Source organism: Vibrio olivae (assembly GCF_042428525.1).
In the GTDB taxonomy this organism is placed as follows: Bacteria; Pseudomonadota; Gammaproteobacteria; order Enterobacterales; family Vibrionaceae; genus Vibrio; species Vibrio olivae.
On the sequence record NZ_JBHMEP010000001.1, the window covers coordinates 1,454,663 to 1,468,363 of the forward strand.

General features: G+C 46.0%; 12 protein-coding genes. 5 read left to right on the forward strand and 7 right to left on the reverse strand.

Annotation, left to right across the window (positions count from 1 at the left end; all coding sequences use genetic code 11):
* Nucleotides 1-53 precede the first annotated feature (53 nt).
* Nucleotides 54-815 carry a substrate-binding periplasmic protein gene (locus ACFFUV_RS06620; protein WP_390190636.1) on the forward strand — a complete coding sequence of 254 codons (762 nt, stop codon included), beginning with the start codon at nt 54-56 and terminating at the stop codon, nt 813-815.
* Between the two features lie 23 nt (nt 816-838).
* Here the strand turns inward: ACFFUV_RS06620 and ACFFUV_RS06625 are convergent, their stop codons facing one another.
* Entirely contained in the window at nt 839-2,758 is a 1,920-nt protein-coding gene (locus tag ACFFUV_RS06625; RefSeq protein ID WP_390190637.1) for a sensor domain-containing diguanylate cyclase, read from the reverse strand.
* 258 nt (nt 2,759-3,016) lie between these two features.
* Here ACFFUV_RS06625 and ACFFUV_RS06630 point away from each other — a divergent pair, with 258 nt between their 5' ends.
* Together ACFFUV_RS06630 and ACFFUV_RS06635 are read left to right on the forward strand one after the other, a co-directional pair.
* A complete protein-coding gene (locus ACFFUV_RS06630; protein ID WP_390190639.1) occupies nt 3,017-3,787 on the forward strand; it encodes a carboxylesterase family protein in 771 nt (256 codons plus the stop codon).
* A gap of 476 nt (nt 3,788-4,263) precedes the next feature.
* On the forward strand, nt 4,264-5,463 hold the full coding sequence (locus ACFFUV_RS06635; RefSeq protein WP_390190641.1) for an MFS transporter: 1,200 nt from the start codon (nt 4,264-4,266) through the stop codon (nt 5,461-5,463).
* A 146-nt stretch (nt 5,464-5,609) separates the two neighbouring features.
* Here ACFFUV_RS06635 and ACFFUV_RS06640 read toward each other — a convergent pair whose 3' ends face one another.
* Complete coding sequence (locus tag ACFFUV_RS06640; RefSeq protein ID WP_390190642.1) at nt 5,610-5,864, reverse strand: hypothetical protein; 255 nt, start codon at nt 5,862-5,864, stop codon at nt 5,610-5,612.
* Between the two features lie 341 nt (nt 5,865-6,205).
* On the opposite strand from ACFFUV_RS06640, the gene pdxY reads away from it, so the two are divergent.
* On the forward strand, nt 6,206-7,063 hold the full coding sequence (gene pdxY, locus ACFFUV_RS06645) for a pyridoxal kinase PdxY (protein WP_390190644.1): 858 nt from the start codon (nt 6,206-6,208) through the stop codon (nt 7,061-7,063).
* A 47-nt stretch (nt 7,064-7,110) separates the two neighbouring features.
* Here the strand turns inward: pdxY and ACFFUV_RS06650 are convergent, their stop codons facing one another.
* Nucleotides 7,111-8,028 carry a GlxA family transcriptional regulator gene (locus ACFFUV_RS06650; RefSeq protein ID WP_390190645.1) on the reverse strand — a complete coding sequence of 306 codons (918 nt, stop codon included), beginning with the start codon at nt 8,026-8,028 and terminating at the stop codon, nt 7,111-7,113.
* 105 nt (nt 8,029-8,133) lie between these two features.
* On the opposite strand from ACFFUV_RS06650, the gene ACFFUV_RS06655 reads away from it, so the two are divergent.
* Complete coding sequence (locus tag ACFFUV_RS06655) at nt 8,134-8,670, forward strand: isochorismatase family protein (RefSeq protein ID WP_390190646.1); 537 nt, start codon at nt 8,134-8,136, stop codon at nt 8,668-8,670.
* Here the strand turns inward: ACFFUV_RS06655 and ACFFUV_RS06660 are convergent.
* The 4 genes from ACFFUV_RS06660 to ACFFUV_RS06675 form a co-directional block, all read right to left on the reverse strand.
* On the reverse strand, nt 8,660-10,369 hold the full coding sequence (locus ACFFUV_RS06660; protein WP_390190648.1) for a diguanylate cyclase: 1,710 nt from the start codon (nt 10,367-10,369) through the stop codon (nt 8,660-8,662). The two genes, ACFFUV_RS06655 and ACFFUV_RS06660, sit on opposite strands and share 11 nt — an antisense overlap.
* A gap of 274 nt (nt 10,370-10,643) precedes the next feature.
* Entirely contained in the window at nt 10,644-11,288 is a 645-nt protein-coding gene (locus ACFFUV_RS06665; RefSeq protein WP_390190650.1) for an aspartate/glutamate racemase family protein, read from the reverse strand.
* A gap of 2 nt (nt 11,289-11,290) precedes the next feature.
* A complete protein-coding gene (gene pepE, locus ACFFUV_RS06670; protein ID WP_390190652.1) occupies nt 11,291-12,007 on the reverse strand; it encodes a dipeptidase PepE in 717 nt (238 codons plus the stop codon).
* Between the two features lie 12 nt (nt 12,008-12,019).
* Nucleotides 12,020-13,672: an OPT/YSL family transporter gene (locus ACFFUV_RS06675; protein ID WP_390190654.1), complete on the reverse strand. Its 1,653-nt coding sequence runs from the start codon at nt 13,670-13,672 to the stop codon at nt 12,020-12,022.
* Nucleotides 13,673-13,701 lie beyond the last annotated feature (29 nt).

Here is a 13,701-nt window from a genome sequence, read left to right on the forward strand (position 1 = left end):
AGCGCACCTATACTCATAAAGCGTGAAATAAATTCAAAGCGAGTCAATACGTTATGTCTATTCGTCAGCATAGTGTTTTGTGGTTACTGGTCGTAGGTCTTCTGCTGCCAAGCCGCGCACTATCGAACCAACCATCGATTGAACTCTCGACTCTGGAGTGGGCGCCGTATACGGGGCGAGATTTACCTGAGCTAGGGTTTATGTCTGAAGTCACAAGCCAAGCGTTCTCTCATATGGGCTATGACGTGACGATTCGGTTTCGACCTTGGCTTCGTGCCTTGCAAGAAGCCAAAGAAGGGAAAGTCGATGGTGTGATTGCGATTTATAAAAACACAGAACGCGAACAGTATCTGACGTTTTCTCATCTCGTATGGGAAGTCAATGAAATGTTGATTACCTTAGCAGAACATCCAATGCAATCTTCTCAGGACATCCATCACTTAAACAATCTGACGGTCGGAGTACTCCGTGGATCACTGTCTGCCGAAGATTTACGTCAAGATGGAGTGCGGGTATCGCCAGTCACCAACGAAGCTCAAAATATTCGCAAGCTGTATGCAAAACGTCTCGATGCGATCATTACGCCAAAAGAAGTGTTCAATTATAATTATCAAACCATCAAAGAAACATTACCGCCTCACGCCACTAAGCTGCTAAAACCAGCCTACAAAAGCTATCCATTACACGTTGCCTTTGGCCAACATAACCCCAACCACGGAAAGCTCGTCGAAGATTTCAACCGCGGCCTTGCGATAATTAAAGACAACGGCATTTTTACGTCACTAGTTGAAAAGCATCACATGCAACAAGATTAATCTGTCCGTAATAACATGATGACTTAGCTAATCCGCTCTGATTGATCGACTTCAACACGGTTTCGTCCCAGTCGTTTGGCTTGATAGAGCGCTTTATCTGCCCGCTCAACAATTTGGTCAACATCGCTGTCTTGATCATGAACTTCAGTGATTCCGAGGCTGATGGTATAGGTAACACGCTTGTTGCCTACTGCTACATGACTTTGCGCGATACGGCTCTGAATTCTCTCCAGGCAAACCATGGCTTTATCTTTATCTGCGCCAGTGAGTATGAGTGCAAACTCTTCGCCACCAATACGGGCGGCAATGTCCACTTTGCGGATTTCTTGAAACAAAATCTGAGCAAGCTGTTTCAGCACTTCATCCCCCACCCCGTGTCCGTAGCTATCATTAATGGTTTTAAAGTGGTCTAAATCGAGCATCACCACCGAGACAGGGTGCCGATAACGATGATAGCGCTCAAGCTCAATGCTAAGTTGTTCAAAGAAAATGCGCCGTGTTGGTAGCTCTGTGAGGAAATCCGTGGTTGCCAATCTGTGCAGCTCGATTTCCATCGCCTTACGCTGGGTAATGTCTCGGGAAGAAGCATAGAATAAGTCTCCATCTCCGGTTTTAAACCATTTCACATTCACTTCAACATCAATGATACTGCCATCCTTACGTCGATGCTGTGTTTCAAAGCTTTTCGGTTCTTCTGTGAATGACTTCATCGCCATATCGATATCTTCAGGGCCAAGCTGGGCTTCCCAATCACGAACATTAAGGTTAAGCGCCTCTTCGCGGCTATAGCCAAGCATATCGGCAAACGCTTGGCTACATACCACGACGTCCCCCTGCTGATTCAATATATGAATCCCATCACTGGCCATTTCCATATACAGTGAGTTTTTTTCAAGCAACGAATGAATCTGATTGTTCAGGCCAGTAAGTGCTTCGATATACTCGGACTGAGTTTCATAATTGACAAAAAACTTATTCAATATCTGGGCAAACACCAACCCAAACAGTGCGGTGATTAATAAAGTAACGCCTGTGGCGTACACTAATCCTCTAGAGAACAGTGTTTCTTGATAGGCCAAGTATTCACTGTTCAGTGACATAATCAGAATCAGCTTTTGTTCCATCGGCAAATCGAGGTGACGAGCAAAAAAGCGTTGCGATTTGTACTCAGTTTTCTGTGTTATCGCGTCCCACTCGGCGAAATCTGCCGTCAATTTTTCCCCTCCTGAAAAACGGCTCCAATTACGAGCTGAATCATAATGAATGAGGGTTTCACCAGCGATATCCGCCAAAATGATATGGTATAGCGAGGTGTTGGCAAACGTATCGAGCAAAGGCTGCATAAAATAATTGATGATCAATATGCCTTTAAATTGCCCGTCAATGTTCAGAGGGAGCACAGCGCGAAACGTCGGTTTGTACGGCTGCTCGATAGCGCCATGTTCCATATTTAAGTCAATATCTGAAAACCAAATTTGGTTTGCAGGGCGATTGATTGATTCATAAAAAAAGTAACGATGATCTTTTCCCTGCAGCTGAGCGTCATTGACCACTTGTGCTGGTTTTCCCAGATTTTCACGCTCAATACGCACTACTTCACGCCCATTTTCATCAATATAACGCGCTTTCATAATGTCATTTTGACTGCGAGCGATGGCCAACATCATCCCTTCGACTGCTTGCTTAGACGATGGCTGGCCGATAAAAAATTGTTTAAAGCTATTGCTTTGTCTTATCGCATTAAGCGTATTGGCTGAGCGCTCAAAGAAGGTGAGTAGCATCCCTTCACGCTCTTGGCTACGTTTAACGGCATTGCTGAGCGCCACCGTTTCCACTTGATTAGAAAACAGATATTTTTGCGTCAGGAAATCGGTGACAAGAATGACTATGCCAAAAGAAATGAGGATTAAGATGAGTTTTGGAAAATTCCGCGTCAGCAGCATTTCGTCTTCTGTATTAAGCTCTCGTTAATAAACAGAATAGCAGTAAATAGTTCGTTTTATGGATAAGCACTTATTTTTTCGAAACTATTGTACTAAACGGAACGCGTTTATCCTTAGGCGCCGCGCCACCAGAATTTTTTAATTGCCAATAAACCGTCAAAAACCAGTGAGTTGTGAGCGTGAACTCGCTTGGGTTTCACTCGTTATGCTAGGGTTTGCAATTCGTATAATTTAATAATAAATACAAAGAGTTAAGCTATGACAACTTTTCCGTTACTGTTCACGTCTGCCACCCTAGTTCTGGCTTCTCCCCTTGCTATCGCCAATTGGACTCAAGGCCACTATGACGACGGTAATTTCAGTTTACCCTACCAGCTGTATACCCCAGACTCGAAAGGATCACTCCCATTAATTATTCACCTGCATGGTAGCGGTGAAGCCGGAACCGATAATCAAGCGCAAATGTATCAAGGTACTGGTTTTGGTCCTCAATACTTTGCCAGTTCAAAGAATCAAGCCATTCAACCCGCTTTGGTGCTTGCTCCGCAAACGCCAAAACCAATGCGCTGGGCTTCGACAACGCTTGAGCCTTACCACTTTCCATCCACGCCCTCAACACCTTCGATGACCGCTCTGCTCCACTTGATCGACCACATGCTCGAGCAAAACCAACATATCGACCCAAAACGAATCTATATCACTGGGCTCTCTCGTGGTGGGCAAGGCGTTTGGAATGCAATGATGCAGCGTCCGATGTTTTTCGCTGCTGCCTTACCCATTGCCGGTAGCGCTGATCCCTCTCAAGCCAAAATCATCAATCAAATTCCAACTTGGGTATTTGCTGGTGATTCCGACCCAGTGACCGATGTGCAATATAGCCGAGATATGGTCGATGCCATTATTCGCTCAGGCGGCTCAACAGCACTCCTTCGTTACACGGAAATTGAAGGCGGCGATCATGATGCCTCATGGGAAACGGCTTACGCCAACTCAGATGTCTACAAATGGTTAGTTAGGCAGCACAAATAAAGAGTTAAGCAACACGCCGCCCCAGCCAAGCCGGCGTGTTACCCTCCCCTTACCTAGTTACGCTAATCGTTAGTATGAAATTGTTCGGCAAGCTACCTACATCACGCTCTATCCGCTAAAGGCACGCCTAAATTAAACAGCAAAGGGGCTATTACACACGCCTAGGAGGTATTATGGTAATTTCTCGGCATTCATTATTGATTCTGTATTGGTGCTTATTGCTGGCGTTAGTCTTTTTTGGGATTCCCAAGGCATTTTCGACGCCTTACTCGCTCATGAGCTCGCAGTGTGTTACTGAACAATCGCAAACTCTTTCTTCCTCTTTTTCAGTCAATCACTCAACGCTTCACAAGTTTAAAAAGCACAAAGGGGTAAACAACACGCAATATTAGGCAAACATAGATCACAAAAATCTCATTAGAATAATGCTCTACGTCGATATTTTTAACCTATCACAACGGAGTGATTTTTATTCAATGAGTGTGTCCAGTGAGCAATCCATAGAACAAACGCCTGAGTCAGTAAATCAAACCAATTGGTGGGCTATTTTCGCCATGATGCTCGGAGTGGCATCACTGATTTCAGCGGAGCTTTTGCCTGTCAGCTTACTGACCCAAATGGCTCAGGAGTTAAATATATCGACTGGCGTTGCCGGACAAATGATCTCAACAACCGCTGCGTTAGCCATGTTCTCAGGGTTAGTTGTGCCCTCGCTATTAAAAAACAGTGATCGCCGAACACTGATTCTCGGCTTTTCAAGCCTTCTGATCCTCTCGTGTTTTGTCACCGCCTCGGCGACGTCCTTTTGGTTTTTATTACTTGCGCGAGTTTTACTCGGCGTGGCGATTGGTGGCTTTTGGGCCATTCTGACCGCTGTGACCATGAAGCTCGTCCCCGCTCATCGCGTCGCGTCAGCGTTTTCGATTATCTTCTCTGGCGTCTCGCTCGCACTGGTCGCCGCCGCGCCACTTGGTAGCTTTCTGGGTGATAAATTTGGTTGGCGTATTGTGTTCATCGCCGTAGGCGCAATGGCAATTTTAGTGCTGCTACTGCAATGGATAACCCTGCCCTCAGTGGCCAGTGAAGGACAAACGCATAATAACGGAATGCGTAAAATTCTTGCTCGTCCGGGGATTAAACTTGCGTTTATCGCCATGCTGCTCAGTTTTACTGGTAACCAAATGCTCTATATTTACATGCGCCCATACATGGAAACCTACTTGAACTTTAACATTGAGCAAGTTTCTATCTCTTGGGTTTTGTTTGGTATTGCTAGCTTTATGGGCGCGACATTTGCCGGTGTGCTAGCGCAGCGCGCGCTCAAGCAGATTATGGTTGGTATGCCTGTTGCCATGGTTATCGTCGCACTGGCTTTACTGGGTGGCCCCCACTACCCGATGCTAGCTTATCTCTTGATTGCCTGTTGGGGCTTTTTTGGTGCGGTACTGCCAATTATATGGTCAACATGGATTACCCGGGCCCTACCGGACGCTGCTGAAAGTGCTGGCGGGCTGTATTCCGCATCCCTGCAAATTGCAGCTATCGTTGGCGCGTCATTCAGTGGAACCTTCATTGACCACCTCGGTATTCGTTCAAATATGTGGGCGACAGGTGCCGTGATGGCAGTGACAACACTACTCACTCTCCATTCTCTGCGCCAAAAACGAATTGATTAGATGTCGCGACATGGCTGAATAAAAAAAGCGCCTAATGAATTAGGCGCAAACGAATATGCACATGTACAAGGACAGTAGAAATTTGGGGCGACAATTTGCCTCAAATTTTCTGCTCATCACCAAGCTACAAGATAAAAATGACAGAATTATGAGTGATTTACTTCACAGTGATTAAGTTTAGAAATCAGTACTTCTCGCCGCAGTTCTAGGATTTCGTCCACCAATTTTTGCTTTGCGTTTAGACCAAAATGTGTCGAGTAGTTTTTGATTTTGGCTATCTCATTTGGCTCAAGCTTATAAATATGCTGTTTTAGATAGGCCTGCGCTTCTTTTTTAATCAAACCATGATTTTGTAGCATTTTTATAATTCGGCTATCCAACGGATTTTTATACTTCGTCATACTCGCTGCTTTGCACCCTAACGCTTGGACTCTCACTATTCGCACGCATACGTTATCGAGTAAACGTGTCATTTATATTTCAAGCGCCGTTGTTTAATGTAATCCGTGGAAGTGGCATGACGATAGCAAAGGAAAAAGTTAGAATAAGACAAGCAACGCGCTGACGACTTTCATAGCAACACCACAATCATCCGCTTCTATGTCCCTTATGTTCATTAAGCATATTGCGTGTTTTAAGATAGTGTTTGACACCCTAGCGTTTGCCTGTATTTTAAGTGACCTCAAGCCGCGCCTTACGCCCTTTAGATCATCAGTTTATCGTATTACCTATAGAGACAGTCATGAACGGAATTCTATCTATCCAAAGTCACGTTGTATTCGGACATGCTGGAAACAGCTCCGCCGTATTTCCTATTCAAAGAATGGGAATTGAAGCTTGGCCGATCCACACGGTTCAATTTTCTAATCATACCCAATACACCCAAGGTTTTACTGGCAAAGCGTTTGACTCAGAAGATATCCGTACCTTGATTAAAGGCTTAGCGAATATTGATCAATTGGCGCACTGTCAGGCGGTGATTTCTGGTTACCAAGGAAGTGCAGAGCAATGCCTTGCGGTCGCTGAAGCGGTTAACCAAATCAAGGCAGAAAGCCCATCTTGTTTGTATGTTTGTGACCCAGTCATGGGGGATCCCAAAAAAGGCTGCATCGTTTCGGATGGTGTCGCGGAGCAGTTAATTGAGAACCTGATGCCCGTTGCCGATGTCATCGTACCCAATCAATTTGAGCTGACCCAGTTCACAGGGATAGAAATCAACAATGTGGAACAAGCCATTACCGCATGCCAAAAAGCCATGACACTCGGCCCTAAAGTCGTATTAGTGAAACACCTTCACTCAGTCTCAGATGGCGTATTCACCACGATTTTAGCCACAGAAAATGGCTGTTACTTGCTGCAAAGACCGGAGATCGAGTTTGAGCGTGCCCCTGTCGGCGTCGGTGATTTGATCAGCGCGATCTTCACTGCGTGTTTAGTGAAAGGGATGTCTGCCGTGGAGGCCTTTCAGCACACCAATAACGCCGTTTATGGCGTATTAAAAGTCACGCAGCAACGTGGCTCTTGGGAACTGATGACCATTGCTGGTCAAGATGAGATTGTCACCCCAAGTAACCAATTTGAAATTCAGAAAATCGCTTAGTTTAAAAAAAGCCACTCAACAGAGTGGCTTTTTAGTGTTTTAGCCAGTCATTTACTAAAGCGCTGACGAAACTCTCTTGGCGTTAATCCCATCACTTTAATAAACACTTTTCGGCAAGCGCTAATATCCGTATATCCCACTTGATACACAATTGACTCAAAGGCGCTTTGTGTGGATTCCAACAACTCACACACTTTTTGAATTCTCAATCGTTGCAGGTACTGATTGGGAGAGTACCCCGTGGCTTTAAGAAACCGGCGCTGCATAGTACGTTCCGTCATATTGGCGTATTGAGCCAGCGCCCTAACCTCTAGCGGCTCATGATAACGAAGATTAATATACTGTTGAATATTCAGAATCGCTTCATCCCCATGGGATTTATCGGGTACAAATTGCTGATAAAAGCTTTGCTTGCGGGGCGCAGTATCAACCACTAAAGTCTTCCCCAGTTGCCTTACCACCTGGCTTGACGTGTATTTGGCAATGATCTCAAACCCCAAATCCACCCACGACATCATTCCGCCAGCGGTCATCACGTCTTGGTGGTTTATCACAATCTTGTTGGTATTGAGTTTCGTGGTTGGGAATTGGCGTTTGAAAATCTCCGCCAGTGCCCAATGAGTCGTTACTTCGCGATTCCCAGCCAACCCACTTGCCGCCAACAGAAATACCCCGGCGCAAGCCGCTGTAATGACCGCACCGGATTGATATTGCTGCCTGAGAGAAGAACCTATCGCCGTTTGTTGCTCTTCGCTTGGTACATTCACACTCGGCGGTAATATGATCACGTGAAACCGAGAAGAGGCCAGCTCGGTTTGACTGATAATTTTCGGCTGAAAAACCACGTCGTTGCCTAAATCGTTGGTCATTCGATTGGCTAACAAAAACATCTCTTCTAAGCCAAAAACCGCTGACTTTAATGCATTGCTACAACTGACAATCGCGACGTTAATGACGTATGACAAATTGACCACCTTGTCGTTTTTGGCTTCTTTTATGTCATTTTAGCCTCTAAAAAAGTTCCGTCCAACCCTCGATACTAAGAAGCGAACAAACATGAGGATTACAATATGACAAAACAGGCACTGATCGTCATTGATATTCAAAATGACTACTTCCCAAACGGCAAGTATCCACTTTGGAATAGCGATGCAACGTTAAACAATATCCTGCAGGCTATCGAAACAGCTCAGCACAACGCAATGGAGGTGATTGTGGTTCAACATATCGCACAAAGTGAGCATGCCCCGTTTTTTGTGGCTAATAGTGAAGGCGTTAAGCTCCATTCTCGCTTATTAGCGGTAAGCCCTGACTCGGCTATTATTACAAAACACTCGGCGGACAGTTTTTGGCAAACAGAGTTAGATGCGGTGCTCACTCAATTAGAAGTGCAAAGCGTATTTGTTGCTGGGATGATGACGCAGAATTGCATTACCCATACTGCGCTTTCAAAAACAGCGGAAAAATATCAAATATCCATTCTCAAAGAGTGCTGCACCACCGTCGATGAAATTCTGCATAACATTGCGCTGAACGCGCTGTCGACACGAGTACCATTATTGACCACGGAAGAAATGGTGTCGCGCTCGCCCAACATTAATCAATAAGTGGCGCTGTGTGCATACTGGGCTGTGGCTGCACACAGTTGCGGCCCTGACTTTTCGCAGCGTACAGATGCTGATCAGCACGGGCCAACAAAGACTCTATGCTTTCATGCGATTCGCGAGTCGCTAAGCCGAAACTTGCCGTCATTGAAACACTTCTGTCATCTAAGATTAGCGGTGAAGTTTCAATCACAGCACGCAAATGCTCTGCGTCGGTATAAGTCTGGGCAAAATCCGTATTTGGAAATAGCACCACAAACTCTTCACCGCCCCAGCGCGCGACCACATCTTGCGCTTCAGTGTGACGTTTAAGTAACTGCGATAGATGCGACAGGGCTAAATCTCCAATTTGATGCCCGTGGGTATCATTGATGACTTTAAAATAATCGACATCGATGATCGCAAGGCTTAACGGCTGAGTCGCAAACACTTTATGCTCAAGAATCTTATTGCTTTTCTCGACAAAACCACGGCGATTGAGCAGCTTAGTTAATGGGTCATAAGAGGATAAATACTTGGTTGCGATCCGCTCGCGTTCAATGCGTTTTAACCTATTGGCCAGCACCACGGCTAAAATCGCCGCTTCACACACCACACCATACGTTGCCGCATGATAGCTATAATAGGTAAATGGAATGACACCCCACACTGACATCGCAGTAATCAGCACACCAATCATGCTGCACAGCACCGCCAGTAGAAAGTATTGTGAATCTCTGACTTTACCCAAGTTCCAAATACCCACCACGATCATCAATATCGAAGTGAGCGATAAGAAACAAAAAGCCAGCAGTGCGCTATAAAGTTGCATTCGTGCCATGATGAAACCAGCAATCGCAATCACACCGACACTGTTATAAACGCGAATAATACTGGCTAATAGTGGCCTGCGAGAAGGAAGCTGTAAAAACTGAGAGACAAAAATAAGCCCAAAAACACCATGAAGAACCATGAATAAAAGGATCGAATAATTTTGGACTAGCGGTAAATGTGGATAAACCCAAGCAAACGCGTAACCACTATAAGCAAAATTCAAGATCACAAAGCAGCTGATGTACAAACTATAAAACAGCGAATCCAATTGCTTTAGCGTCAAGTAAAGTATGATGTTGTAGCCGACTAAGGTCATCAACACCCCAAACAACAATCCTGACATCACATGGTCAATCGCGTCAGATTGCCTTGCATGTTGTACGCTTTCTAGCTCAAGAGGCAGAACCAGAGGATCCTTGCTTTGCGCGCGAATCAGCAGCTCTGTTTGTCCGGGTGGCACGTTGAAATTAAACACATAGCCGACTTCCGGCAGTAAATGGGGCCCCGCCTCTTGGCGGTCACCCGCATACCAATGCTCTATTGGTTGCTGCGGGCTTATCAGATACACGTCGAGGTAGTCGGTCCATGTTTGCGCAGCAATTAATCGCCGCATCTCAGAGTGTGGATTGAGATTATTAATCCTAAGCCGTACCCAAATCGCGTCATCATTAATACCAAACGTAAGCAGTCGACGCTGCGTGATGTTCACGTTATTCTGGTGCTCAAAACGCTCATAGGCTTGCAACATCGACAAAGGCGTTTTAGGTGGCTCTCGAAAGTAGCTCACATCGGAAAGGTATATCGATTGAGCCGCAGAAGTGGCCCCAACCGCCGCCCAGGGAAGAGAGAGAAAAACGACGATCAGCAATAGTAAACTGCGCAAGCGCATATTGAGGTACCCACAGAGAATGATTCACATCTATGCACTGTTTTCGCATTAACTTAGGCTCGCAATAAACCTAACGACAACTCAACTTTTTAATGCAATTGTTCAGCACTTTGACAAACCTAGCCCTTTTATAGCAATTGATTCAACAGATTCATACTACTTTTGATTGTTTTATCACTTAACATAAGAGTTATTGCTAAATTGAACCAAAATCACAATTTTGAGACAAAAAACGCCCAACAAATGGGCGCTTCAATTCAAGATGGCTGTGTATTTAGTTAGGGTATCGCAGTGCCAATAGCTCTCCCGCTGCCATTACTGGGTTAATGACGGGCAATTCACAATGCGGAGCTAATAAACTAACCACATCTGTCGTCGCCATGCCAGTGCAAGCCAGAGCGATCACTTGAGCACCTTTTCGTTGTAACTCAAGTGCAGCGGCAATGATTGATGCTCGCCCTTGGTCACTATGAATATCGTGAGTGCAATGCACGTTATCCGGACGAAGATATAAGGTTTTACACCCTTGAAGCGCTCGAGTGAACGTTGCAGGCTGCTCGGGTTCAATACCCAATATGCCAATCACATTGCCATATTGGCGAGCCATTTTGCAGCAAGCTTCTCCTGCGCCGATCACCGGAATATTAAGCAGTTCCCTCAACTTTCCAACCCCAGGGTCTGCGGCACAGCTCACCACTAGAACATCAATATCACGTTGCCAAGTGGTCCCTAGAAATAGAATCTTCGGCAGCGCCTCAGCAAATGTTTGGGGATCATGAATGCCATTGGGTTGCTCAGGAAGACAGCGAGACTCCCACTGTTTGCCGGGGCACACTTGTTCCATCAACCGCTGATGACATTCCAAAAAGTCTCGGTCTTCAGAGCTTACGACACGTAATACCCCTACTTTAGAAACCATGGTTATTTAGCTCCTAATAGGGCATCACATCGCCCGCGCGCAATACTCGATTGCTCGCCGCCCAAAAATAAATGCCCATCATCGTCGCCCACCAGAGACAAGGTGTCACCATCACGAATAATGGCACTTCCTTCATGTATCGCAACGACCGAGTCTGTCGGGTTCATGATCATAAATTCGGCCAAACGTTGCTCACGGCTTTCGCCATTATGACCCGCAATCTGCCCACTAATAAAATGCGGGTTGATCAAAAACGGCACCAAGCCAAGGGCGTTGAAATCTTGTGGCTCAACAATTGGCATATCATTGGTGGTGCTGATGCGCATTCCTGCTAGGTTTGAACCCGCACTCCAACCAATATAAGGCGTACCCGCTGCCACTTGCTCTCTAATCACTTCAAGCAACCCCTGCTGCTGAAGACGGCTCAATAGAGCGAAGGTATTACCTCCGCCTACAATGATCAGCTGTGCATCGGCTAACGCTTGACGTGGGTCGTCCACCTGATGAAGACCCAGCAGATCAATCCCTAACCCCGCGAAATGCGGAGTCACTCGCTGTAAATATTGATCGTAACTGTTCGTCACTCCAGCGTAAGGAATAAATAACGCTTGGGTAATGCTAGGTTCTATACGGCTTATAAACTGGCGCATCGTATCTTCGGTATGCGTCAGATAACCCGTGTCTTTGTAGCTTGAACTGCTACACAACAGTAGTTTCATCGTTATCTCCAATTAGTTTTTCGAACCCAGCTTGAGTGTCGATGAGAAGAAGCTATACAGCGCTGAACCGGAAATCGCCCCCGCACCTAACACATACAGCGGCTTTAACCCTTCTTGGCCATAGCGTTTAACCACCAAATAGCGAATTCCTAGGCCGACGAAAATCATAATTCCGGCGGTTGGTGATGTAATCAACAACCCGGTTGCGAGCAATACGCCAATTTGACGTGAGATGCCACCGAGGAACTGAATGACGCCGCCAACCAATGCCCAAATCACCAGCAACAAGGCAACATTATGGTCTGTTCCCGCTTCAATCGTGGCAACATAAACACGCGCAACTGGCGGAACGAGATCTTGGTTAAAGTAGTACTGGTAAGCAAACGCAACCACCAGAATCGCCACACCAAAGCTAAACAATTCCGCGAAGTACTGTTGACGACGACCTTCCAGCTCATACTCTTCATCTTGACCGTTATCACGAATAACCCAGCCCGATTTCAAGTCATAAGCCATATCAGCAAATGCAGGCCCAGTGGATACCGTAAAGGCGACTAAGATACCCAGCGCCTCATTTGGAAAACCAATCAACATGCCAAGTACTAAGAAAATAAGACCAGTGGCAAACGAGGGGAACCAGCCTGAGTGCATGGCCGCAATGCCGACAATGAGCTCTGATGCCATCGCGGCGACAGCAGCAAACACCAACCAGCCGATGAGCATACCAATACCCATGTCGGTATAAATTCCCGTCGCCAATGCCAGCACTAGGCTAATAGAAAGGTAAACGGTGAAACCACTGATCATCGCCACTTTCATTTGTAACGCTGAGCGTGTTGGACGCTGAGCTTTTGACGGTTCTGACGCGTCATCACCTTGCTCACTATCCACCTGTGGTGATGCGTTCTTGTCACTGCGGATCAGGGTGATGATCTGAATAAGCGCCATCATACCGGCCCCGATCATAATACCGTGAGGAATGTACATCTCATTGATATCAATACCAAAAAGATCCACAGAATAACCACGTAGTAAAAGTCCAACACCCAAGGCGGCTAACGCAAACGCATTTGAAATCCAGGTAATGCCCAGCATGTCCATCGGAATACCGAAGCTTTTACCAACCGCACCGCTCACCATACCAACCAGCAGCAAGACCGTATTTTTCCCTTTGCTCGCGGCGGCCTTTAATGCCTCAGCCGTCGCAAAACCAGGAGGCCACGCACCACGCGCACTAAACAGTTTGCTGTCAAAAGAGAAATAAAGAATCGAAGCGTCTGTGACAACAGCAAGCGCCGCACCAATAAGCATCGGCGTGAGCATATCACTTTGCCCCATCAAAAACGGAATCGCTAAGGGTAGAAGTAACCCATTCGCGGCAGAGAACGTAGCACCGGAAATCGAGGTTTGAACCAGCGTTTGGCTCTCTAGTCGTTTAAAACGATTAAACAATTTAAGAGGAATGTAGGAGAGCAAAATCGCAATCAGCGCACCAATGATCGATGTATTGGGTGTGATACCGATACGTGTAATTAACTCCATACCAATAATCGCACCCAGTACAGCAATCACAACATTAAAAATCAACTGAGTGGGTACAAAAAACTTCGGGTGTGGGCTCTTCGGCGGTGCCTGATTTTGAGCAGGTTTAGCATTACTTTGCATAATAATCCTTATCGACATTGTCCTTGGGT

Excerpts from the sequence above, each read along its gene's own strand:
- ACFFUV_RS06620 (WP_390190636.1), top strand. The coding sequence starts at position 54 with ATGTCTATTCGTCAGCATAGTGTTTTGTGGTTACTGGTCGTAGGTCTT.
- ACFFUV_RS06625 (WP_390190637.1), bottom strand. The coding sequence starts at position 2,758 with ATGCTGCTGACGCGGAATTTTCCAAAACTCATCTTAATCCTCATTTCT.
- ACFFUV_RS06630 (WP_390190639.1), top strand. The coding sequence starts at position 3,017 with ATGACAACTTTTCCGTTACTGTTCACGTCTGCCACCCTAGTTCTGGCT.
- ACFFUV_RS06635 (WP_390190641.1), top strand. The coding sequence starts at position 4,264 with ATGAGTGTGTCCAGTGAGCAATCCATAGAACAAACGCCTGAGTCAGTA.
- ACFFUV_RS06640 (WP_390190642.1), bottom strand. The coding sequence starts at position 5,864 with ATGACGAAGTATAAAAATCCGTTGGATAGCCGAATTATAAAAATGCTA.
- pdxY (WP_390190644.1), top strand. The coding sequence starts at position 6,206 with ATGAACGGAATTCTATCTATCCAAAGTCACGTTGTATTCGGACATGCT.
- ACFFUV_RS06655 (WP_390190646.1), top strand. The coding sequence starts at position 8,134 with ATGACAAAACAGGCACTGATCGTCATTGATATTCAAAATGACTACTTC.
- ACFFUV_RS06660 (WP_390190648.1), bottom strand. The coding sequence starts at position 10,369 with ATGCGCTTGCGCAGTTTACTATTGCTGATCGTCGTTTTTCTCTCTCTT.
- ACFFUV_RS06665 (WP_390190650.1), bottom strand. The coding sequence starts at position 11,288 with ATGGTTTCTAAAGTAGGGGTATTACGTGTCGTAAGCTCTGAAGACCGA.
- pepE (WP_390190652.1), bottom strand. The coding sequence starts at position 12,007 with ATGAAACTACTGTTGTGTAGCAGTTCAAGCTACAAAGACACGGGTTAT.
- ACFFUV_RS06675 (WP_390190654.1), bottom strand. The coding sequence starts at position 13,672 with ATGCAAAGTAATGCTAAACCTGCTCAAAATCAGGCACCGCCGAAGAGC.